The 22,513-nt window shown below is 60.4% G+C and carries 17 protein-coding genes; 7 read left to right on the top strand and 10 right to left on the bottom strand.

Translation table 11 applies throughout. The features are described 5' to 3' along the window. Positions 1–79 precede the first annotated feature (79 nt). Both ATK06_RS06670 and ATK06_RS06665 read left to right on the top strand, forming a co-directional pair. Complete coding sequence (locus tag ATK06_RS06670) at positions 80–1,393, top strand: lysine N(6)-hydroxylase/L-ornithine N(5)-oxygenase family protein (protein ID WP_048379549.1); 1,314 nt, start codon at positions 80–82, stop codon at positions 1,391–1,393. A gap of 1 nt (position 1,394) precedes the next feature. Then, a complete protein-coding gene (locus tag ATK06_RS06665; protein WP_098389059.1) occupies positions 1,395–3,803 on the top strand; it encodes a GNAT family N-acetyltransferase in 2,409 nt (802 codons plus the stop codon). Here the strand turns inward: ATK06_RS06665 and ATK06_RS06660 are convergent. Genes ATK06_RS06660 through ATK06_RS06645 form a run of 4 tightly spaced genes read right to left on the bottom strand, consistent with a single transcriptional unit; the run spans position 3,766 to position 7,530 of the window. Beyond that, positions 3,766–4,566, bottom strand: a complete 801-nt coding sequence (locus tag ATK06_RS06660; protein WP_048379551.1) for an ABC transporter ATP-binding protein — start codon at positions 4,564–4,566, stop codon at positions 3,766–3,768. The genes ATK06_RS06665 and ATK06_RS06660 overlap by 38 nt on opposite strands. Beyond that, entirely contained in the window at positions 4,563–5,606 is a 1,044-nt protein-coding gene (locus ATK06_RS06655) for a FecCD family ABC transporter permease (RefSeq protein ID WP_098389058.1), read from the bottom strand. Before ATK06_RS06655 ends, ATK06_RS06660 begins: the two co-directional genes overlap by 4 nt. Further along, a complete protein-coding gene (locus tag ATK06_RS06650) occupies positions 5,594–6,586 on the bottom strand; it encodes a FecCD family ABC transporter permease (RefSeq protein WP_048379553.1) in 993 nt (330 codons plus the stop codon). Before ATK06_RS06650 ends, ATK06_RS06655 begins: the two co-directional genes overlap by 13 nt. After that, entirely contained in the window at positions 6,586–7,530 is a 945-nt protein-coding gene (locus ATK06_RS06645) for an iron-siderophore ABC transporter substrate-binding protein (RefSeq protein ID WP_048379555.1), read from the bottom strand. The genes ATK06_RS06650 and ATK06_RS06645 overlap by 1 nt, the downstream gene beginning before the upstream one ends. A gap of 126 nt (positions 7,531–7,656) precedes the next feature. Between ATK06_RS06645 and ATK06_RS06640 the strand changes: the two genes are divergently transcribed. Beyond that, a complete protein-coding gene (locus ATK06_RS06640; protein ID WP_098389057.1) occupies positions 7,657–8,448 on the top strand; it encodes a siderophore-interacting protein in 792 nt (263 codons plus the stop codon). Between the two features lie 71 nt (positions 8,449–8,519). Here the strand turns inward: ATK06_RS06640 and uriH are convergent, their stop codons facing one another. From uriH to ATK06_RS06625, 3 genes are all read right to left on the bottom strand, one after another. Further along, on the bottom strand, positions 8,520–9,461 hold the full coding sequence (gene uriH, locus ATK06_RS06635) for a uridine-preferring nucleoside hydrolase UriH (protein ID WP_048379560.1): 942 nt from the start codon (positions 9,459–9,461) through the stop codon (positions 8,520–8,522). Between the two features lie 50 nt (positions 9,462–9,511). Then, complete coding sequence (gene uriT, locus ATK06_RS06630) at positions 9,512–10,975, bottom strand: uridine transporter UriT (protein WP_083985913.1); 1,464 nt, start codon at positions 10,973–10,975, stop codon at positions 9,512–9,514. Positions 10,976–11,198: 223 nt separating this feature from the next. Continuing rightward, positions 11,199–12,236 carry a bile acid:sodium symporter family protein gene (locus ATK06_RS06625; protein WP_098389056.1) on the bottom strand — a complete coding sequence of 346 codons (1,038 nt, stop codon included), beginning with the start codon at positions 12,234–12,236 and terminating at the stop codon, positions 11,199–11,201. Between the two features lie 179 nt (positions 12,237–12,415). On the opposite strand from ATK06_RS06625, the gene ATK06_RS06620 reads away from it, so the two are divergent. After that, positions 12,416–13,195 carry an aldose epimerase family protein gene (locus tag ATK06_RS06620; RefSeq protein WP_053072669.1) on the top strand — a complete coding sequence of 260 codons (780 nt, stop codon included), beginning with the start codon at positions 12,416–12,418 and terminating at the stop codon, positions 13,193–13,195. 21 nt (positions 13,196–13,216) lie between these two features. On the opposite strand, the gene ATK06_RS06615 is transcribed toward ATK06_RS06620, so the two are convergent. Further along, on the bottom strand, positions 13,217–14,596 hold the full coding sequence (locus ATK06_RS06615) for a YeeE/YedE thiosulfate transporter family protein (protein ID WP_098389055.1): 1,380 nt from the start codon (positions 14,594–14,596) through the stop codon (positions 13,217–13,219). Between the two features lie 217 nt (positions 14,597–14,813). Between ATK06_RS06615 and ATK06_RS06610 the strand changes: the two genes are divergently transcribed. After that, positions 14,814–16,520 (top strand): FUSC family protein, encoded by a 1,707-nt coding sequence (locus ATK06_RS06610; protein ID WP_231913525.1) that lies wholly within the window; start codon positions 14,814–14,816, stop codon positions 16,518–16,520. A gap of 3 nt (positions 16,521–16,523) precedes the next feature. Here ATK06_RS06610 and ATK06_RS06605 read toward each other — a convergent pair whose 3' ends face one another. Next, complete coding sequence (locus ATK06_RS06605; RefSeq protein ID WP_231913526.1) at positions 16,524–18,533, bottom strand: BCCT family transporter; 2,010 nt, start codon at positions 18,531–18,533, stop codon at positions 16,524–16,526. A gap of 244 nt (positions 18,534–18,777) precedes the next feature. On the opposite strand from ATK06_RS06605, the gene ATK06_RS06600 reads away from it, so the two are divergent. Continuing rightward, the gene (locus tag ATK06_RS06600) at positions 18,778–20,643 is read left to right on the top strand and encodes a BCCT family transporter (protein WP_231913527.1); all 1,866 of its coding nucleotides are present in this window, start codon (positions 18,778–18,780) and stop codon (positions 20,641–20,643) included. A gap of 38 nt (positions 20,644–20,681) precedes the next feature. Beyond that, positions 20,682–21,947, top strand: coding sequence for a DUF418 domain-containing protein (locus ATK06_RS06595; RefSeq protein WP_098389054.1), 1,266 nt, complete (start codon positions 20,682–20,684; stop codon positions 21,945–21,947). On the opposite strand, the gene ATK06_RS06590 is transcribed toward ATK06_RS06595, so the two are convergent. Further along, positions 21,904–22,338, bottom strand: a complete 435-nt coding sequence (locus ATK06_RS06590; protein ID WP_231913581.1) for a response regulator transcription factor — start codon at positions 22,336–22,338, stop codon at positions 21,904–21,906. The two genes, ATK06_RS06595 and ATK06_RS06590, sit on opposite strands and share 44 nt — an antisense overlap. Positions 22,339–22,513 lie beyond the last annotated feature (175 nt).

Raw genomic sequence — 22,513 nt, 5'->3', positions numbered from 1 at the left:
TTAAATGAGACGAAGAATTATCGTCTCCTGGCCAGCCCCCTAACCAGCCCACACCTGGTCGAAGGTTTAAGCTATAGTTATGCAAGCCTTAGTAACTTATGACGTCGTGGGAATCGGCCTGGGGCCCTTCGGTTTGGGGCTGGCCGCACTGACTCAACCACTCGTCGATTCCGGCGAGATCACTGCAGCTTTTTATGACCAACGCGATGGCTTCTGCTGGCATCCCGGCATGATGTTCGACGAAGCCACGATTCAGGTGCCCTTTCTCGCCGACTTGGTCACGTTGGCTGACCCCACCAGCCCTTACAGTTTTCTGAACTACCTCAAGTTGTCAGGGCGGATGCACCGCTTCTATATCCGCGAAGACTTCTACCCCCTGCGCCGCGAATACTCCGACTACTGCGCGTGGGTAGACGGCAAGCTCTCCACCACACACTGGAATACTCAGGTCACCGCGGTAAAACCGGCTCCCCAGGCGCTTGTCGACGACTCGGGCGCCAGGTGGGTCGTCGAATTCCACGATAAGACCGCTGTCGCTGCGCGCCACCTGGTCAGCGCGGTAGGAACCACTCCGTTCGTTCCGGAAGACCTAGCAGGGGCCGTGAGCCAGCCACATGTTGTGCACTCGGAGGACTTTTTGGAACACCGGGACGAGCTGCTGGAGCTGGATTCGGTGACGATCGTAGGCTCCGGGCAGTCCGCCGCAGAGATTTTCCAGGACCTTTTGCCGATTGCGGTCGAGCAAGAAAAGCAGCTGAACTGGGTGACCCGTTCACCTCGGTTCTTCCCTATGGAGTACACGAAGTTGACGTTGGAAATGACGTCGCCGGAGTACGCGCAGTACTTCGCTTCCTTGCCGGAAAGCCAACGTGACCAGCTCAACCGTGAGAACCGCGGGCTGTACAAGGGCATCTCGGAAGATTTGATCAACGATATTTATGACGCCCTTTACCGGCTCAGCATCTCCCACGATGTCGAAGCCCACACCACGCTCAAGGCCGGCGTTTCTGTGAGTTACGAAGACTTCCACGACGGAGCACACACGGTGCGCCTGCACCACGGTGAGACCGGCACCGAAAGCACCCTGGATACCCAAGGCCTGGTGCTGGCTACCGGGTACCGCGCCCCGCAGATACCTGCTTACCTGGAGGATGCGCGCGACCTCATCAACTTGGATTCGCAGGGCCGCTACGACGTAGCCGGAGACTTCAGCGTGGATGATGCTCACTCCATGTTCGTTCTCAACGCGGAGGAGCACGTATTCTCTCTCAACGCCCCGGACCTGGGTATGGGACCGTGGCGCAACTCGATTATCGTGAAGCAGATCACCGGCCGAGAGGTCTACCCAATTGAGCGGGCATTCGCGTTCCAGCACTTCGGAGGCCTGAAATAAAGTGGCACGCCTCTTCAGTACCGCCGGTAATTTACGCGTCCGCCCGCTCGTATCCAGTGACCGGGATACTCTGCACCGATGGGTGACGGACCCGCACGCGAAGTTTTGGGGTGAACTGGATTCCACGCCTGACGACGTCGCACGTGAAATCGCCCGCCTGGCCACCGCACCGGATGAGGCCGGGTGGATTATTGAACGCGCAGGCACCCCGCTTGCTCTTATCGAGGTCTACGATCCCGCGAATTCCCCGCTGGCCACGCACGTCAATCTGCAACCGGGCGACATCGGAATGCACCTGCTCTGCGCACCTCCTACCGGTGCCCGGGAAAAGGGGTTGACCTCAGCGCTCATGGCGGCCACCCTGGCGTGGATTTTCGCGATTCCACGTGTGGCCGGCGATTCGGTGGCCGGTGCAGTTATCGGCGGATCTATCCCCCAGCGCGTCATCGTGGAACCAGACGTGCGCAACACCAAGATTCATGCCAAGAATGCGCTTGGGGGCTTTCGGGTTCTACCCGGGTGCGAATCCGTTGACTTAGGCGACAAACACGCGCGCCTAGAGGCGGTGAGTGCGTCTGGTTTCGTGGCGAGCGTGTTGGGGGCGCAGGCGGGCGTCGAGAAGCAGGGCAATGACGGCGGCCACCTTATTGCCCCGGGTGCGCAGCGGGCGCACCGCGATCTGCTGGCCAAAGCATTGCGCGAGTTCATCCACGAACGCCTCATCGGCGTCTCCCCTGCTGGTGAGGGCCGTTTCCGCACGGAGCTGGGCGGTTTCACCATCGAGTTCACCGCGACAGTCCACCCGTTGGAGCATTACCGGATTGACCCGGATTCGATCACTGCCGTTGACGGTTCGCTGCCGGACTTAGTGGACCTTATCGCACGCGGATCGCAGCAACTAGGAATTCCACCGGAATTCGTGCACACGTATGTGGAAGAAATCGCGTCCACCCTCGCAGGTCGCGCGCGGGTGGAGTCAATGGAGCGCCCCACCGTCACTGAGCTTGTCGACGCCGCCACCTTCTTAAGTCCCGGCGACTATCTCAACTTCCTGGAATCGGCCATGTTCGAGGGCCACCCCGGATTCGTGGCTAATTCAGGGCGCGCCGGCATGAGCGAAGAACAAATGCGCGCCTACGTCCCAGAGGTTGGGTCTTCAACAGTACTAGTGTGGGTTGCTGCGCGACGCTCGATGACCACCCTCGCGGCCGTATCCGGGTTGGACGCGGACGCCCTGATCAGCGAACACATTCCCGGGTGGGAAGACACACTCCGCCGCCTAGACCTCGACCCTGCGGATTACGTGCCGCTGCCCTTGCACCCATGGCAGTGGGAAAACAAGGTGCTCACCGCTTTCGCGGCCAGCATCCTGCGCAAGGACCTGGTCTACCTGGGCACCGGCCCCGACGTGATGCACCCGCAGCAGTCGCTACGCACGTTCTTCAACCTGACCCGACCGGAAGCACCATACGTGAAGACTGCAATTGCGGTGCGCAACATGGGATTTACCCGTGGCCTCTCACCGGAGTACATGCGTGTCACCCCGGCAATCAACGAGTGGTTGGGCCGGTACCTCGACGAGGATGAAGACTACCTGCGCTGCAACGTTCGGCTGCTCAAGGAAATCGCGTCGATTGGGTTCACCGGCGACATTTACCACCGCAGCACCGAAGCCGGCGTGGCGGAAAAGGGTCCGCACCACAAGATGATCGCTGGGCTGTGGCGCGAGTCCCCTATCCCGATGTTGGGCGAGGGATCCCTTGCCGTCACCCTGGCCGCCGTACTCCACGTGGATGCGGATGGAAATTCCCTGGCCGCCGAATGGATTCGCCGCAGCGGTCTGGGCGCACAGCAGTGGGTCCGCCAATTGTTGCGTGTCTACCTGCGCCCCAATGTGCGCGCGCTGGCCGAATACGACATCGCATTTATGCCGCACGCTGAAAACACGATCCTGGAGCTGCACGATAACGCCCCGGTGGGTGCCTTCTTCAAGGATTTGGGCGAGGAGGTCGCCGTGGTGCGCGCCTCCATCGAATTACCGGAGGAGGTTTCACGTATCCAGGCGGACTTCGGTTCCTTCACCGACGAAACCCGCGCCCTATCCATCCACACCGATATTTTCGACGGCGTACTCCGCCACCTCGGCGGAATCCTGGCCGATGCTGGGCTGCTTGACGACGCCACCTTCTGGGCCTTGGTGCGTGAATGTATTGAAGAATACTGGGACGATTATCCCGACTCCGGGCGTCACCTCCCCCTGCTGGCAGAGGATTTCGAGCACTCCTGCCTCAACCGCCTGCAGCTGCGTAACCCGCACACGATGGTGAACCTGGCGGACCAGAATTCTTCCCTGTTGTATGCGGGCCGGATTGCTAATCCTGCCGCCGCACCACACCACGGGGAACAATAACGGGCCCTTGGCCCTTGGGGTCCTCCCATACGTCAGCATCCAACCCGTAGGTTTCTTCCAGAACCTGCGGGTTCAGTGCTTCGTCAGGGTGGCCTTCGGCGATGACGGTTCCAGACTTCATGACCACCAAGTGGTCTGAGTATTGGCCGGCCATCATGAGGTCATGCAAAACCATGACCACGGCTTTGCCATTGCGGGCCTGGTCGCGGGCCAATCCCAGCATTTCTATCGCGTGGGCGGGGTCGAGGAAGGTGGTCGGTTCGTCGAGAAGCAAGACTGGAGTGTCTTGGGCTAGCGTCATGGCCAGCCAGACGCGCTGGCGCTGCCCGCCGGATAGCGCGGCGATGTCGTTCTGAAGGAGCGCGGCGACGTCGGTTGCGGTGCAGGAGTTCTCGATTGCGTGTTTGTCCGCCTGGCTCAGGCCTTGGAAACGGCCACGGTGCGGGTGACGTCCACGCGCGATGAGTTCACCCACGGTGAGGCCTTCGGGCGCCATGGGATGCTGCGGTAGTAACGCAATGCGCAGCGCCGCTTCCCTAGCATTCAAGCTGTGCAAAGGCTCGCCGTGGATGGTTACTTCCCCACTACGTGGCGAAAGTAGGTGAGACATAGTTTTCAGCAGCGTGGACTTGCCACACCCATTGGGGCCGATCAGCGTGGTGACCGTGCCGGCGTAGGCTTTAACGCTCACGCCGTGGAGGATGTCAGGCCCCTTATCGTAGCCTGCGGCCACGTTGTGGACTTCGAGGACGGGCTGGCTCATAAGTTGTGTCCCTTCTTGTGTGTACGCGCCCAGACCAAGATTGCCAGGGCGACGCCGCCGATCAGTGCAGTCACCGATCCGACAGGCGCATTCACCGGCAGTGCTGCCGCGATGACTGCGCACGTGGTCAGCAATGCGGCACCCGCCGCCGCCGAGACCACCGGGCTGGGGACCGGAGTGCGGGCGATAAGACGCGCCACGTGCGGTGCCAGCAACGCGACGAACCCGATCGGGCCCACCGCAGAGACCACCACGGCTGATACGCCCGTGGCCGCGACGAGCAGGAGTGTGCGCTGCCGGCGAATATTCACCCCGAGCATGGCAGCCGATGCGTCGTCGTGAGCAAGCAATGGCAGGTCACGCCCACACCACAGGCCGATGGCGATGAAAGGTGCTAGCCCTACGAGGAGCGGCACAATCGCGTCCATACGCACGAATCCGGTGGAGCCCGCGAGCCAGGTTTGGGCGTCGGCGGCGCGGAGCAGATCAGCTTTGAGTATCAGATAGCTGACCACAGCTTGCAGCATCATGGACAGCGCAAAACCCATAAGCACGATCCGGTTGCTGGTACCCACCCCGCCAAGCAGCGTGAGCACAAAGACCACCACGCCGGCGCCGATGAGCGCGAGTACCGCCCGCCACCAGAACGTGGGCATACCTTCCGTGAAGCCGGGCCGCCACGTAACTGTGCCCATGACCACGAGCACCGCAGCACCCGAGGTCACACCCAAAATATCCGGCGAGGCTAAGGGATTGCGCGCCATCGTCTGCGTCCACGAACCTGCAATACCGAGCGCCGCCCCGACGACAACGGTGGCAAGTGCCACCGGGATGCGTAAGTCCCAAATCACGCTAATTTCCTGCCGGGTGCCACCGCCGGTGAGCACATCGAAGACGTGGGCAGGACTCATCTTCACTGTGCCTTGGCCCAAGAGAATGACGTACGCCGACACGGCTAAGGCCGTTAATAGGACGGTGGCTAAGACGATGGCACGCACACGTGCGCGCCGCTGGCGGGCCAGTAGAGTTATCGTTTCCATCCCACACCCCTATGTACCGCGTAGATCAGTAGTGGCGCACCAATGATGGCCAGGACAATCGACATTTCCAATTCTCCGGGGCGCATCACGACGCGGCCGATGACGTCGGCAAGCAAGACCAGGTTCGCGCCCAGCAGTGCCGTCGGCGCCAGCAGCCGGGCCACCGAAGGGCCGCAGAACCGGCGCATGAGGTGCGGTGCAGCGAAACCGACGAAAGCCAGCGGGCCCGTCGCGGCGGTCGCAGTGCCAGCCAGGATGATGACGCCGGCAGCTGCCAACCTGCGCGCAACCACCGGGGAGCTGCCAAGCGCACGCGATGTTTCCTCCCCCATCGCCAAGAGGTCCAAGGGGCGGGCAGCCAGAATCGCGCACACTGCCCCCACGGCCAGGCCCATGCCCGCAAGCGCGACGTCTTCGGTCCCCCGACCAAACGTAGAGCCCACGGTCCAGCGCCGCATCGCATCAAGTACGTCGGTGGAAAACAACCCGATCAGGGTTGCCCCTGCGCGCAACGACGCATCAATGCCCACCCCCACCAGAATCAGGGTCAGGGGTTGGGTGGATCTGCGCGCGACAGCGAGCACAACCACCGCTGCGAAAGTCGCACCCAGCAAGGCGAATACCGTGCGCATGCCAAGTGTGGTCGCCCACCCTGTCACCATGCCACACGCCACCATGAAAGAAGCACCCGAGGTAATCCCGATGAAACCGGGATCGGCTAGTGGGTTACGCGTCCACGCCTGCGCTAGGAGGCCGGCGACAGCTAGCGAAGCCCCGGCGAAGGCTGCGAGGAAGGTGCGTGGGATGCGCAGGTTCCAGACGATGCCGTGCAGTTCGGCGTCGTCAGCCGAAAACAGTGCGTTCCAGATTCCTGCGGGCGCGACGAGGCGTGAACCGATAAACAGTGACCCCACCAGCAGCAGGACCAAAAATAGGGAAAGCCCCACCACCAGTCGGGGTGGAGCTTGACGTACCTGCATTAAGCCAGTTGCTCAGCGAACTTGTCCGCAGCCCACGGGATGGTCACCGGGTTTGGCATGCTCATCGCGTTTCCGACGTCGGTGTGGAAGTAGCGCACGCGCCCGTCCTTGACAATCTCCAGGTTCTGGAAGGTAGCGTCTTTCTTCAGCTCATCGACGGCACCGTTGTAGTCGAGGACGAAGAGGTAGTCCACGTTATTCAGGTCCGCGTAGTTCTCTGGCGAGTAGTCGACGAAGAACTGGGAGCCGTCGCCCTGCAATTCCTTCGGGATGACAAAACCTAGGTTCTCCACGAACTGGCCACGCCCATCACCGGAGGTGTAGAGGCCGAACTTGCCTGCGTACGGCATGCCGATGGCCACGCGCTTGCCCTGCAATTCAGGGTGGTCTTTCTTAAACTTTTCGAAGACAGCCTTGGTGTCAGCGATGAGCTGCTCGCCCTCTTTTTGCTTATCGACGGCACCCGCAATCTGAGTAACCTGCTCATCCCAAGGGATCTGCCAATCTTCGTAGCCCTCTGGCTTGACGGTCGTCGGCGCAATGGCTTCCAGCGAGCTCTTAGCTTCGGAATCCACGGCCTGGTTCACGGCCACAATGGTGTCCGGGTTTTGCGCCGTGACCTGCTCGAGGATGTCGGCGGTGAAACCGTTGGCCACGTTGTAGATGACGGTCGGCGTGCTATCGCCGAGCAGGTCCTTGGCCCAGGGTCCGACACCGGAGGGGTCGCCGTCACCTTCGGCACCCCAGGTAGCCAAGGCGACCGGGGTGACGTCGAGAGCAAGGAGTGTGTCTGCGTCACCGTAACCTAGGCTGACCACGCGTTCTTTGCCGGTGCTTGCGGCGGTGTCGGTGTCGCCGTCACCGCGTGAGCAGCCGGTGAGTACTAGTGCAGATGCGGTAAGCGCCGCGACGGCGGCTGTAAGACGGCGTGGTAAGAAAGCCATATGAGTGCTCCCAGGTTCTATACGAAAGTTCGATACTTGAAGCAAGCCTAATACCCCGGTATCCTATTAGGCAAGCCTTTCCTTTGAGTTCCTCAATGTCCGTTAAACATGTGAGTAGGTGGTTTCTTGAGCCCGCACGCGTTGCATCCCATCACCCTGGTGTCTAACGTCCAACTGCAACCGCGCCTCCATCGCCTGACTTTCACGTCCGAGCATTTCGCCGACTATCCCCTGACCGGCCCGGACGAATTTTTTGGGCTCGTCATGCCAAAGAAGGGCACAGAATTTCAGCCTTTTGAGGTAGACGGCATAAACATCCGCGCCGCTGTCGCCGCAATGCCGGAGCAGACCCGCCCGGATTTACGCTGGTACACGATCCGCCGCTTCGATCACGGTGCCCGCCGCATGGACGTGGACGTGGTCACCCATGGCGATTCCGGCCCTGGCTCCCGGTGGATCAGACAAGCTAAGCCTGGAGATGTTGCCGGCATGTTCACCTGTAACGCCCTCTGGGTGCCGCCAACGGATTCGCAGCTCCTCGTCGCGGACGCCTCCGCCCTCCCGGCCCTGCGCCACATCCTGGAATACCAAGAAGCCAACGCACCCCACGCGTTGGAAGAAACCCTAGTGACCGCCGTCGTAACAGCGCACGAAGAAGTCGAACATGGACTAGTAGACCGGTGGGCTGACAAGGTTGCCGGATTCAATGTTGTGGAAACCTCCAAGACTCTGGAGGCGGCCGCAGTCGCAGACTTTTTGCGTCAGCAGTACAGCCACCAGATTCCGCGTTCGGTATGGGTTTCTGGGGAGGGTGACCTGACCAAATCCGTGCGGCGCGTGGCGGTCAAGGAATGGGGCCTGGACCCCAAGGATGTTATTTGGGTTCCGTTCTGGTTCCATGGGCGCGCCCGCCCGTGACGTAGAGTGCCCAGCCTCACGGGGATAAAAATTTAGGTCTTCGTCGATAAGCAATCGACGAAGACCTTTTTCTAGCTCAACCGCTTAATGGCGTCTATGACGAGGTCCCAGAACTTGCGGTGATCCAACTTCGTGGCCGCGGATGTGTGGCAGTCATCTGGCGCTGGGGCGCGCAGGTCCGCAACAGTCATGCCGACGGTGAGTTCGCCGCGCAGTTCGACGTCGAGAGGCATCTTCTGCGTCTGCACCACGGACGGGTCGATGAGGTACGCGATGGTGCACGGGTCGTGGACGGGTGGGTCGTCGAAGCCTTGGGCTTCCTTGTACGCGTCGCGGAAGAACCCGAAAAGACCGACGACCATGTGCGCAATGTCGGTGTCGAGCGCCTTGATTTCTTCCTCAATCTCCTTGGTGGCAAGCGCCTGGTGCGTCAAGTCAAGGCCGACCATGACGAGCGGCCACTTCTCGTTGAACACCATGTGTGCGGCCTCTGGATCGACCATGATGTTGAACTCGGCGGTCGCCGACCAGTTCGCGGTATGGTAGCCACCGCCCATGAGGACGACTTCCTGGACGCGGTCGACAATACGCGGTTCCAGGCGAGCTGCCAGGGCAATGTTGGTCAGTGGCCCGGTCGGGACAAGCGTGACGGTTCCGGGTTCTTCGTTCATGATCGTGTCGATGATGAACTGCACGGCATGCAGGTCCTGGACCTCTACCTCCGGGTCTGGGAGGGTGTAGCCGTGAATCTCCATTCCGGTCTCGCCGTGAATGTCCGGGGCTACCTCAACCTCGCGCACAAGTGGGCGGGTTGCGCCGGCGTAGAGGGGGACGTCGTGAAGCCCAGCTACGGTCATGACCTGCTGAGCATTGCGGGTGACCTTGCTCAAGGTTTGGTTGCCGCCAACGGTAGTCACACCAAGGAGTTCAATCTCGGGACTACCTGCAGCGAGCAGGATGGCGACGGCGTCGTCGTGGCCAGGATCGCAGTCGAGGATGATTTTGCGAGCCATAATCACTTCACTTCCTTACTAGTAGGGTCTGGGTCCCAGGATAGGGATTTTTATGCAGCCTCGGCAGGTGCCTTGGTGTCGTCCAAAGAATCGGGGTTTGGGATGAACATGGAGGTAACGAACGCAAGGGCCACGATCACGGCGCCGGTAATCATCGCGCCGGTGTAGCCGCCAGCGGTGGCACCGTCGGGGCCGGAAATGCCTGTGAGTACGGCAAACAGAATCGCAAAGGAAACGCCCGCACCCAGGTTGAAAGCGGCGGCGTTCATACCCGGCAGGTACCCCTGGTTATCGGCGGGGCTTAAGACCACGCCCAAACCGTTGAGCATGATGTTGGAGATACCCGCGTACGTCACACCCACGAACAGGGAGACGAACAATAACCACCAGCCGGTCGGGTTGCCCACCACAAAGATGCCGATAAGCAGGCCAATCGCCGTACCGATCAGGCCGATCTGCAGCACGGTCTTGTAGCCCAGCTTCGCGGCCATCGTACCGGCAATCGGGCCAAAGACTAGGCCGGCCAGGGCGTACGGGGTCAACGTGAACCAGGAGACCTGATCGGCGGCCATGCCCGCACCCACGGCCTCATCTTGGCCCAGGTTCGGGATCAGGCCGTTCATGACGGCGAATACGCCGGTCATGGTGAGAAGCGTCGTCGACAAGAGTGCCCAAGTGCGGCGCTGCTTCATATACGCAACTGGGACCAGTGGGTGCGCAACCTTCTTCTCCACGTTCCAGAAGACAGCAACGCCACCGAAGCCCACGATGAGCAGGATAATAACCAGCAGCCAGTTCGCCGCCCCGAGCTTGCCTGCCTCGTTGAACGCGGTGAGCAGCGCGGCGAGCGCGATGACGGCAGGTACAACGCCTTTCCAGTCCATCGGTGGGGTTTCCGTGGCGGTGGATTCCTGGGTGCCGAAGCGGATGGTCAGCACCGCTGCCGCAGCCAGGACCGCCATGACCCAGAACAGGGAACGGAAGCCCCAGTTCTGTGCCAACCAGCCACCGGCGAGGGCGTCTACGCCCGCGATACCACCGTTGACCGAAGTCACGATCGACATGAGGAGCGCATACTGCTTCTCATTGGGCACCTGCTGACGAAGCATGATCAACGCCATGGGGACCGTCGGTCCCGCCACACCCTGGATGACGCGGCCGATAAACAGCACAGTCACGTTTGGGGCGAGAGCTGCAACGATACAGCCGATCAGCATGACGGCCATCATGCCGGTGAGCACTTTACGACGCCCAATCAGGTCAGCCCAACGTGGAAGGAACAAAGAAAAGAGGGCAGCTCCGGTAAAGAATGCGGTCTGGGTGACGCCGATTTGGGCGTCCGTGGTCTCGAGTTCACGAGCCATGGTGGCAAGCGCTGGTGAGAGCATCGACGCGTTGAGCTGGAACGCGAAGACGGCCACCATGAGTGCGAGCACCAGACTAGTGGCCGCGCCAGCTGAAATGCGCGGCCCATCGGCTGGTGCTCCAGCCTGGGAGGTTTCCGGGGAGGTCATGAAACTAACCTTTCTTCAAAACAAGAGGAGGCTGCGCATGCACGTGAGATGCATGCGCAGCCTCGATGCCGTGTGCACCTCGGATGGTGCGGGCTGGGTGCCCCAGGAAGCGCATCAACCGAAAGTTCATGCCCTCAGCTTAACGCACTACACGACTAGCGCCAGAACCAAAAGTGATATTTTTAGGCTTTCTCCCCCTGAAAGGCACCCCCAACCGGGCGCGTTACTGTACCCGGGTAGGTTCCGAAGCGGACTTCTCCGCTGGCGCAACTGCGGCGGGCCGGGGCTTTTCCAGCGGACGGGAACGCATCACTGCGGCATAAATTGCGCCGGTGATATTGTGCAGGACCGCCGCGACGGCACCGGGAATTGCAGCCTCGGGGCTGAAGAATCGGCCCGCCATCGCAGACGCCAGGCCAGCGGACTGGGTGCCAATTTCTACTGCCATAGTGCGGTTAGAGGCTTCCGGTAAGCGGAACAGTTTGCCGGTGAAATAGCCCAAGACGTATCCCAGGAGATTGTGCAGCAAGACAGCAACAAAGACGATGAGCCCAACCTGCGCCAAGCGCTCAGCGTTCGCGCCGACAGCGCCGAAGACCACGCCACCGATACCGATGATGGAGATCCACGGCAGAGCTGGTTCGATCCTTGTGACGAAGCGATCCGCGTAGAAGCGCAGGATCAGGCCGGCGATAACGGGCAGCAGGACGGTTTCCAGGAGGGACCACGCCATGTCCGCGCCGTTGACCTCAGTGCGTTGGCCGGCCAGCCACAGCATAAGCAGGGGCGTCATCAGCGGGGAAACCATCGTAGAAACGGAGGTCATGGCGACCGACAGGGCGACGTCGCCACGCGCCAGGTAAGTAATCACGTTCGAGGCCGTACCGCCGGGGACAGAGCCCAGCATGAGTAGACCAACAGCAAGCCCAGGCCCGAGCCCCAGCAGCCAACCGACGAACAGCGCCAGACACGGCATGATCACGAACTGCGCAAGAACACCAAGGAACACGGGTAGTGGGCGCTGCGCGATGACCTTAAAGTCGGGAATCGTCAGGGTCAGCCCCATGGCGAACATGATGCCCATGAGGAAATAGGTGGTGTAGTTCGTCAGCGGGATAAACGTCGCAGGCGACATAAATGCAAGGCCGGTACCCGCGAGGATGAACAGGGGGAAGCCGAGGACGACCAGCGTGGAGGATTTATCTTTTTCTGCGGTTGCGGGAGACTTGAGTGCGCCCGCGTCTGGAATCTGAGAGGACATGATTGATCTTTACGGAATATATGGAAAGAAGGATTCAACAGTCCGCCATGGTTATGCGGGCGACACCGAGAGCACGACATGGGTCCTCGCACTAGCGATGTGGACAAAACTATAGCGCGCATAGGAATAATCAACAAAGCGAACCTCTGGACCCCGACGAACCGGTTAGGCTAGAGCCCATGGCTATTGAACGAATTTCTGCCCCGAACATGGAATTAAGCCCACATGGTGGTCAACTTCTTTCCGTACCCGGCCACAGCGCGGACCTGCTCTACCTCTCCCCCTCCGCTGATCCCGAGCACGGCGCGATACGTGGTGGGATGCCGATCATCGCCCCCTGGTTTGGCGGTTTGCTGGATCTAGAACCTTCGCATGGGTGGGCTCGTCGCCGGCCGTGGAAGTTGGATGTGCGCGATAACGGCGTGATCGCAACGTGCACCTGGCGCGGTTTAGCACTGGCCATGACCGTGGAGGCGAAGGCCCCGACCGGCGTCAATGGCGCTTTTTCGGTCGTGCTCAGCGCCACGAATAAGACCGATTCGCCCAAGATGCTGCAGCTGGCGATGCACCCGTACTTCCGCGTTTCTGATGCGACGACGGTGATGGTCACCCAGAGCGAGCACGCTACCGGCTTTAATGGTTCGCTTTACGACGAAATCTGGTCCCTTCCCAACCCGGAAGCCGATAGTGAAACGGCCCGCCCAGACGCTATCGCCACGATCACGGACCCCGGGTTGGGCCGTGCGATCCACATTCGCTACATCGGGGCTGACCATACCGTCGTGTGGAATCCCGGGGCGGATGCCGCCCGCAAGATGGTTGATTTGCCCGATGAGGATTGGAAGAAGTTCGTGTGTGTGGAGCCCGCATTTTTGGGCCCCGAGCTGCAGGGCGGCCTGCTGGGGCCGGGCCAGCAGGTCCGGCTGATTATGTTGGCACAGGAATCGCCGCTGCAGTAGGCGTCGAGAAGCGGGCTCGTACTAGGCGCCCTTCTTGACCGTCATGGTCCAGGAAGCGTCGTCGAGCTGTTCAAAGTCGGTGACGGTGTGACCGTCCTCGGCTGCCCAGCGTGGAATAGCCTCGGTGGCCTGGGTGCAGTCGAACTTGATGATGAGTTCGTCGCCGGGGTCCAGTTCCTTCATGATCGTCTTGGTGTCGATGAGTGGGAACGGGCACACAGCACCCATGGAGTCCAGATAGTAGGTGTGCGGGGCCACCTGCTTGGCCTTGGTGGTCTTAGGGTTGTCCAAGGTGATGACGCCGACCGCACTGGTAATCGCGGGGCCCGTCTGCGGTGTGGCCTGCGGTGTAGTGGCAATACGTGCCGGCGCACCTGGATCTGCCTGGGGTTCCGGCGCATCGTGGACCGTGGGCTTGAGCCACAGCTTGCCACCAGCCCACACACCGAAGGCGATGAACGCCAAGGCGATCCAGCCCTGGAAGCTAAACAGCGAGGTCTGCACCATACCGTTACCGACGGTGCAGCCACCGGCTGCTGCGGCGCCGACCCCCATCATCGTGCCACCAGCAACCGAGCGCACGGCCTGCACTGCGGACGGGACGCGGACGCGAAATTCGCCGGTGGCCTTCGCTGCGATGAACGCGCCGACCAGGATGCCCAGGACGAGCATGACGCCCCAATCCACGCGGGCTCCCTCACCGGTGGTGACGTAGGTTGTCAGGTTGGCGGTCGGCGAGGTGATGCCGAGGCCGTCATTGCGCCCGGTGGCCGCAGAAAGCGGCCAGGCAATCACGCCGAGTACACCGATGAGTACCGCCGCGAGGTAAACATGCAGGGGCCGCTTCCATCCTGAGTACAAGGACGCAGGCTTAGGCGACGATGCTTCCTTCTTGAGGAAGCGGTTCGCGGCCACCAGCGTGGCAAGACTCAACGCAATGGTGAAGATCCACGGGGAAAGCCCGGTGGCCTGTGGCAAGGTGGTCCACCCAGTGTCCCAGGAGCGCAAGGCCGAATTCAGCCAGTCCAGGGCACCACCTTTCATTGCCGCAGCGGAGAGACCGTAAAAGACAAGCGCAATCCACGAGCCGACAAGGCCTTCCGCGGAGCGGTACCAGGTACCGGATGCGCAGCCACCGGCCAGAATGATGCCCATGCCGAAGATGGTGCCACCGATGACCACTGCCAGCGGGCGGAAGGTGGTGTCTTCGGGGCTGATGATGCCCGTCTGTGTCAATGCTGTTAAACCAATCGCATGGACGGAGATGACGATGAGCAGGGCAATGAATGTCCGCCACGTCTTGTTCAGGAAGATGTCGCGTAAGAATCCGGTGACGCAGAATCGTCCGCGCTGCATGACGACGCCCAAGAGTGCGCCGACAACTAAGCCACTGAGAAGCATGGCCAGTCTCTCCAATCTGGTAGTTGGTAGGTTTCGCGCACACACTAACACCCGTAGACAATTCGGTCTAGAATCGTTGGACCGAATTGTCTACTACGTACCCCTGGCCGGGCTTTTCACCCCAAACCATGCTGAATATTTATAGGGTGCATAATAGACAGATCTGTCAACTTCACAGACCCTAAACCCCAACCCGAAAGGACTATAAGGAACTGCTGTGACCGAAGAAGCAATGCCCAAGCAGCCACACCCGTGGCGATTGTTCACCGCGTTCAACGCTCCCGGCCCCCGCTGGCCCGGCGCGCTACGTGCTGCAACGTCCCTAGCAATCCCCGGCATCTTGGCCCTGAGCTTGGGCTACGGCTCCCACCTGCTGCTCATCGCGGCGGGTTGTTTCACCGTCATCTATGGTGAGGGCCACCCGTACCGAACCCGGTGGCGTGTCATGCTCACCGCCGGTCTGCTCATTGCGCTGGGCGCGTTCGGAGGCGCTTTCGCTGGTTCGTTGGCGCTACCCCGTATCGCGGAGGGCGCCTCGCACTGGTGGCTGCTGGTGCCGGCGCTGTTCACAGTGCTCGCGGCGACGGTGGGCGCGTTTGTGCAAAACGCTTTGCGTCTCCCGCCACCGGGATCGTTCTTCATCGTCATGGTTGCCGGCGGTTCCACGATGACTGCACGCCTGGGTATTGACCCGATTGAGGTGGCGGGCTGGTCCCTGCTTGGCGTGTGCTCGGGCATGGTGTGTGGCATGGTGCCGTACTTCTACGCCCCGCATTCCCCGGAGAAGCAGGCGGTGCGCACGCTGGATAAGGCGGTCGCAGACTTTGCGGCTGCCCCGCTGCCTGCTGTGGCGAAGAACCACCAGGCGGAGTCGGCGCTCCAGTCCGCGTGGTGGGCGCTTGCCGACGCCGGCATCATTTCCGGTGGCCGGGTAGTACGCCCCCAACACCGCGATTTGGTCCACCGCACGGTCGCCGCGCAGCACAAGCTAGCGATGCTCAGCAAGGCTGCGCGCCAGGGTGATGACGCCACAATCCAGGAAATCCAGCAACGGATCTCTGACTCTCCGTTGGATATCGACTTGGAGCGCAGCGCCATCCCGCACTCACGCCCGACTGTCCTGTACCGCATCTACCGTTCACTATCCCTGTATTCGCATGCCACAATGACCGCGCTGCGTGTGTTCGTGGCGACGACCCTGGCTGGCGTCGTCGGCATTGCCCTCGGATTAGGGCGCCCGGACTGGGCGATCGTGTCTGCGCTCCTGGTGCTGCAGTGGGGGCCAGACCGCATCCCGGGTACGATCCGCGGTGTGCACCGCTTTGTGGGATCAATCGCCGGTGTTGGCCTGTATGCGCTTATCGACGTCATCAACCTGGGCCCCTGGTTCATCCTGGGCGCGCTGGTGATCTGCCAATTCTTCGCTGAAGTCTTCGTGGTGCGCAACTATGCGTTCTGCGTTATCTTCACTACCCCACTTGCTTTACTCATGGGTGGGTCTACCGAAAATCCGCTGCCTGAAGTAGTCGGTGACCGCATCGCCGAGGTCGTCTTAGCCACTGTGTTCTCCATGGCGCTGTTGTGGGTATTCATCCCGAACGCGGAGCCACGCCACCACCAACGATTAGTGCACCGCTCGTATGCTGCGATGGGTACCTTGCTGGGCAGCCTGCTGACGATGAGCCCGCGCGAGGCGATTGCTCAGCGCCGCGACCTGCAGTACGAACTCCTCGCGGAGCGGCGCGCCGCCCAATCACTTGCGGTCAATAACCCGGACGTTGCGGCCCGGCAGTGGTCGCAGCACCTTGATATACAACATGCCGGGTACAACATCCTGGATGAATGTACCCGGCTCAATGATCGTGAATTCACGATGGAAGAGATTATGGAGATGGCCCGCGAGGTGCGTTCCACCGCCCGCTAAACCTTAGTGTTGTGGTGGCGGAGGGGTGTCGTCGTACTCCTTGCCCTCGACGTGGATCGGCCCCGGCGTGGAAGCGTCGGGGTCTTCTGCTGCCACGGCTTCTGCTTCCTCACGAGCTTCCGCGTGTTCTGTGTACCACTCGGACAGCTCGGGGTCCTCGGACTCGTAGCGTGACTTCGCTCCAGCGCCTTCTTCGGGATCTACCCCTTCGGCACCGAAGACGAAGTCGTCGCCGTGTTCTTCAATACCTCGACGCACACCCTGCGCAATCGCGCTCTTAGCGTAATGGCGGCGGATCATGTACGGGTCGTTGCGCAGGTCAACGAACCAGCACCACATCACGCCCAGCAGAATAATCGCGAATGGTAGCGCGGAAGCCACCATGATTGCCTGCAGGCCAGATAGTGCGTTTTGCCCGCCGATGAGAAGCAGTGCCAGGGACACGGAACCAAGGGCCACACCCCAAGTGACTGTTGCCCATCGGGAGGGCTCGGGGCGGCCGTGCTGGCTCATTGTTCCCATCACGAGGGTGGCGGAGTCCGCTGCCGTCGTGAAGAAAATCAGGACTGCCAGCAATGTGATGACCTGCATCACCGAAGCGAGTGGCAGTTCGCCGAGTAGGTCGAACATGACGTTCTCGCCAGAGCCCTTGATCTCTAGGCCGAAATCGTTGAGCACCTGGTAGATGGCAGTGCCACCGAAAATCACGTACCAGACCACGGAGATAAGGCCCGGCCCGAGGATAACGGTGAAGGTGAATTCGCGGATAGTGCGGCCACGGGAAATCTTCGCGATGAACATGCCCACGAATGGTGACCAGGAAATCCACCACGCCCAGTACATGGTGGTCCAGGCGGTCATGATCTCAGCGGTCTCTTCACCCTGCGACGGCGAGATTGCAAACATGTCTGGGAAGGTGCTCAAGTAATGCACCAACGACGTTGGAATCAGGTCAAGGACGAAGAGGGTGGGGCCGGTTACCAGCACGAACAGAGCCAGGAAGATAACCAGGAACATGTTCATGTTGGAGAGGATGCGCAGGCCCTTCTTCACACCTGAGACCGCAGAGTAGATGAACACGCAGGTCAAGATCGTAACCGCACCGATTAAGAATTTGTTTCCGGCAACAGACCAACCCGTGACAATCTCCGTACCGGCCTGAATCTGCAGCGCGCCAATGCCCAAGGAGGTTGCAGTACCGAACAGGGTGACCAGGACAGCGAAGACGTCGATAATCTTGCCCAACAAACGGTTCGGACCATCCGGGAATACGGGTTCAAAAAGCCCTGAGATCAAGGGCAACCGGCCGCGACGGTAACTGGCGTACGCAATCGCACCGCCGACGAGAGCATAGATGCCCCACGTAAACAGGGTCTGGTGCAGCAGTGCCTGCGACATTGCGGGCAACACGTTCGCTGAATCGCCACTCGGCGCGTCGGAAGCCGGGGGTGCGTCGATGAAGTGCTGCATCGGCTCCATCGGACCGTAGAAGATCAGGCCGATGCCCAGGCCTGCGGCGAACAGCATGGAAATCCATGTGGCACGCGAATAGTCGGGTTCCTCATCGTCTTCGCCGAGTTTGATATTGCCTGTCGGGGCAAGTGCGATGACGAACATGAACACCATAATCAGCAGGATCAATGCGGTAAAGAACCAACCAAAATTACTGGTCACGCCCTCGCGCATAGTGGTGCCAACATCAAGCAGGTTCTGCGGCGCGATAACCGCCCACGCCAGCACACCCAAGGAGGCCGCTAGGGCGATGCCGAACACAATCCAGCTGGTCTTGTACACCACCCCGGTTTTCTCCACCCCGATACCGGGGATGAGACCCGGGTGGGTGGTACGCCTGCCAGACGTAGCTTGGCCAACGAAACGCATGCCACGGGCCATGGTGGGGTTGGCGGGCTTGCGCCGATACTCCACGGTGACGGGCGCGCGCTCCGCGTCCGCGTTAGGCTCACCCTTGGAAGGTTTCCTTTGTTTATGTTTCTGGGGTTGGTTCTTATCCACGGGTACAGACACCTTCCCTTTCTTGTAACTGACGTGAGTACAGCGGACAAGAATAACATGCTAAGCCTGTGCGCTGCAGGTTTATGAATTTTTTCGCCACCCCCTTTCTCTGGTTCGCCTGGGCTTACACCGATTTTTAAGGTTCGTTCCAGTTGCTTTTACAACAGTTTCCGGGCACGATGAACGTTCCGCTCTTGTTTTCTACGATGCACCCCGCGGCAGTGCGCAGAAATGGATTTTCGCTGTGGCAAAGAAGCCCCGAAAACAACTGTCCGATACTTATCCCACCAGCAGCCAGTACCCGCATAATCTGCACCCGGGTCTTGTCCCAGGCATTAGTGTGGACCAGCAGCGCAACACCTTTGGCCTGGATAAACCGGTGTTTGCGGTGACCGCAACACTGATTGTTGGCTTTATTCTCTGGGGTGTGATTTCCCCTGAGTCCGTCTCCTCGGTGGCCTCCGCCAGTTTTGATTGGGCGATGCTCAACGCCGGCTGGTTATTCAACATCGTCATGATTGCCGGCATCATTATCATGGTTGTTCTGGCGTTTTCCCGCTATGGGCGGGTGAAGTTGGGCACGGATGATGAGGAGCCAGAATTCTCCCGGTTCAGTTGGATCGCCATGATGTTCGGCGCCGGTATCGGCGTGGGTATCTTCTTCTTCGGCCCATCGGAACCGCTGTCTCACTTCCTGACCCCTCCCCCACACACGGTGGAGGCCGGTACTCGCGAGGCGGTGCACCAGGCGATGGCGCAGTCGCACTTCCACTGGGGTCTCTCGGCCTGGGCACTGTACGCGCTGGTCGGAGGAGCGCTGGCGTATAGCTCTTATCGACGTGGTCGTGTCTCCCTCTTTTCGTCCGTGTTCCGGAGCATCTTCGGTGCCCGAACGGAAGGTGTTGCTGGCCGGCTAGTGGATATCACCGCGATTATCGCCACGGTCTTCGGCACCGCGGCTACCTTGGGCCTTTCTGCGATTCAGATTGGCCAGGGCGTGGAAATTGTCTCCGGCGTAGGTCCGCTGGGCAATAACGCGCTGATCATCATTATGTCGGTGCTGACCATTGGGTTTATCATCTCCGCGGTCTCCGGTGTTTCACGTGGCGTGCGCTACTTGTCCAACCTGAACATCTCCTTGACCTTGGGTGTAGTGCTCTTCGTATTCATCGTTGGCCCCACACTTTTCCTGCTTAACCTCATCCCGTCGGGTCTGCTGCACTACGCCGACCAATTGCTGGCAATGATGGGTAAGTCCATGTCCTGGGGCCCGGAGGCTGTGGAATTCCAGGCCGCGTGGACCGCATTTTATTGGGCGTGGTGGATTTCGTGGACCCCGTTCGTCGGTATGTTCATTGCACGTATCTCTCGTGGCCGCACTTTGCGCGAGTTCGCCTTGACGACGATGGCTGTACCCACGTTCATCCTGGCTATCGCTTTTACCGTGTTCGGTGGCACCGCGATTTCGCTGTCTGCAGACGGCACAGCAGGTTTCGATGGCTCCGCCACGCCTGAGCAGGTGCTCTTTGCGATGTTCGACACGCTTCCCCTGAGCTCGGTCATGCCGTTCGTCCTGATTTTCATCCTGGCGGTCTTCTTTATCACCTCGGCGGACTCTGCCTCGGTGGTTATGGGCACGCTTTCTTCTAAGGGCGATACGGCGCCGTCGAAGGTAGTGGTGGTGTTCTGGGGCCTATGCATGATGGGCATTTCTGTGGTCATGCTGCTAGCCGGCGGAGAAAATGCCCTGTCCGGCCTGCAGTCTCTGACCATCCTCATCGCACTACCGTTCTCTGTGGTGCTGCTGGTGATGATCGTGGCATTCCTCAAGGATTTGAGCACAGATCCGGCAGCGATTAGGCGCACTTATGCTCGCGCGGCCGTCGAGAATGCCGTGATGACCGGCCTGGAGCGCCACGGCGACGACTTTGAGCTTGCGGTCCGCAAGTCCAAGGAAGGCGAAGGCGCCGGTAAGGACTTCGACTCCACCGACGAAACGTTGACCGACTGGTACCAGCGCACCGACGAGGAAGGGAACGACGTGGACTACGACTACTCGTCCGGCACCTGGGGCGACGGCTACGTCCCCGAAGAGTCGGAGGAAAAATAGCCCTTCCTTTTCCGGGGCAGCTCCGCTAGGTTCTTTATATGCATGAACTTCGCGGGGCTTCCCGCATTTATGGGCTCGACCTGGCACGCGGCCTAGCTATCATCGGGATGATCGTCGCGCACACCGGCCCGCACGTCGCGCCTTTTAACGAGATCTCGGCAGGCTACCCCTCCACCCTGTTCGCGGTTCTGTGCGGCATAACCATCACGCGTATGCACATGCGTGCCGACGCCTCCGGCGGAACAGACCTAGCCCACCTACGGTTCCGAAACGTGGTTCGCGGTCTGCTTCTGATGGGCCTGGGCATGATTCTTACTCCGCTGACCAGCATCGCCGTAGTCCTCGGCCCGATTGGCTTGCTGTATATGGTCTTGGGTTACCTCACCCGGCTGCGGATGCGCTGGCTGGTAACCACCGCACTGGTCCTGTTAGCTGTGCAGTGGTTGGTCGGAAGTATGGTCACCACCGGCTTCTTTGTGCTCGCCCTGACAGCAACCGCATCAGTGTATCCGCCGTTGGCGTGGCTGGCGTACGGGATCCTCGGGGTGATCGTGTTCCGCACTTTCTCCTTCCTGCGCACGAAGGCTGCAGCCTGGTGGACCGTCGCGATTGTTGCGCTGGCAGTCAGTGCGGCGTGGCTGCGGGTAGTGCTTCTCGACGACTTCTCCTCCGCCACAGATCCCGAGGGCTATTCCGGGGCCGCCGGTTTTTCGGCCTTACACGGGATGAGCATCATCCCCCATTCTGGAGGCCTACTGGATATCGCGGTGACGGCCACGGTTGCGGTAGCGGTGTTCTTGGTCTGCATGTGGGTCTGCCGTATTCCCTCCGCGACCCGCATTACACTACCCCTGCATTCTTTCGGTTCGATGGCCTTGACCGTCTACATCGTGCACGCGCTGACGCTCTTTCCCCTCTTTGCTTTTGGTTACACGAGCAGCCCGCAACCGGACTTTTCGGCTGAAAAGACCTCCAGCTTCTCGGACCCACGCTCAGTGATGAGCCCGTCCGAATGGTTAGCCCAGTTTGAGCACATTGAAACCTGGCCGGAGATGATTGCAGCTGAAGAGGAAGCGTGGAATAAGGTCTACGAAGATCCTGCGAACGATTACTTCGAGAAAGATCTATCCACACCGACGAATCCCGTGGGCATAGGGCTGATCGTGGCAGGCCTAATTTTTGCGCCGCTGTGGAAGAGCCGGTTCCGCCGGGGCCCAGCCGAATGGGCGCTTGCGATGAGCGTGGCACGGCTCACCTCTGTTAGAGCGGACGCTGGTACGAGTACGCCAGATACTGCAAAATAGCTTTGACCCGCCGGTTCGGTTCTGCTGCGTCAAAACCGAGCTTCTGGAAGATCGAGGCAATGTGCTTAGAAACGCCCGCTTCAGATAGGTACAGCTCCGCTGCAATATCAGGATTCGACTTGCCCTGGGCCATCGCTTCGAGCACTTCGCGCTCGCGGTCGGTCAGCATTTCTATAGCGCGGCCCTGGTGGTCGTGGCGAGCTAAGCTTTCAGCAATCTCCGGACCGAGGATGACCTGCCGGTTAGCTACCGCGCGCAGGGTTTCTAGAAACTCGGCAATATTTGCCACAGAATCTTTAAGCACATAACCCACCCCGCCGGCACCGGCGCTCCCATACGTCAGTTCAAGTGCACTGCGCGCATTAGGTTCCTTTGCAGGTGGGGCGTTCATCAACACGAATGACTATCACCTTGACAACCCTCAATCCGTGGGAGGGCCATTAGTGATTGTCAGCGCCATCATTATCGGTACCGTTCTTCTTATTGTGGCGCAGTCGCTCAGCGTGCCGGTATTCAAGAGGATCTTCCATAGCACAAACGCGATCCGCGCCTAACGTTGTGCAAGA

The sequence above is a fragment of the Corynebacterium renale genome, from assembly GCF_002563965.1.
Lineage (GTDB): Bacteria > Actinomycetota > Actinomycetes > Mycobacteriales > Mycobacteriaceae > Corynebacterium > Corynebacterium renale.
Note: the sequence above shows the minus strand (reverse complement) of the source record. Positions and strands in the feature narration are given on the sequence as shown.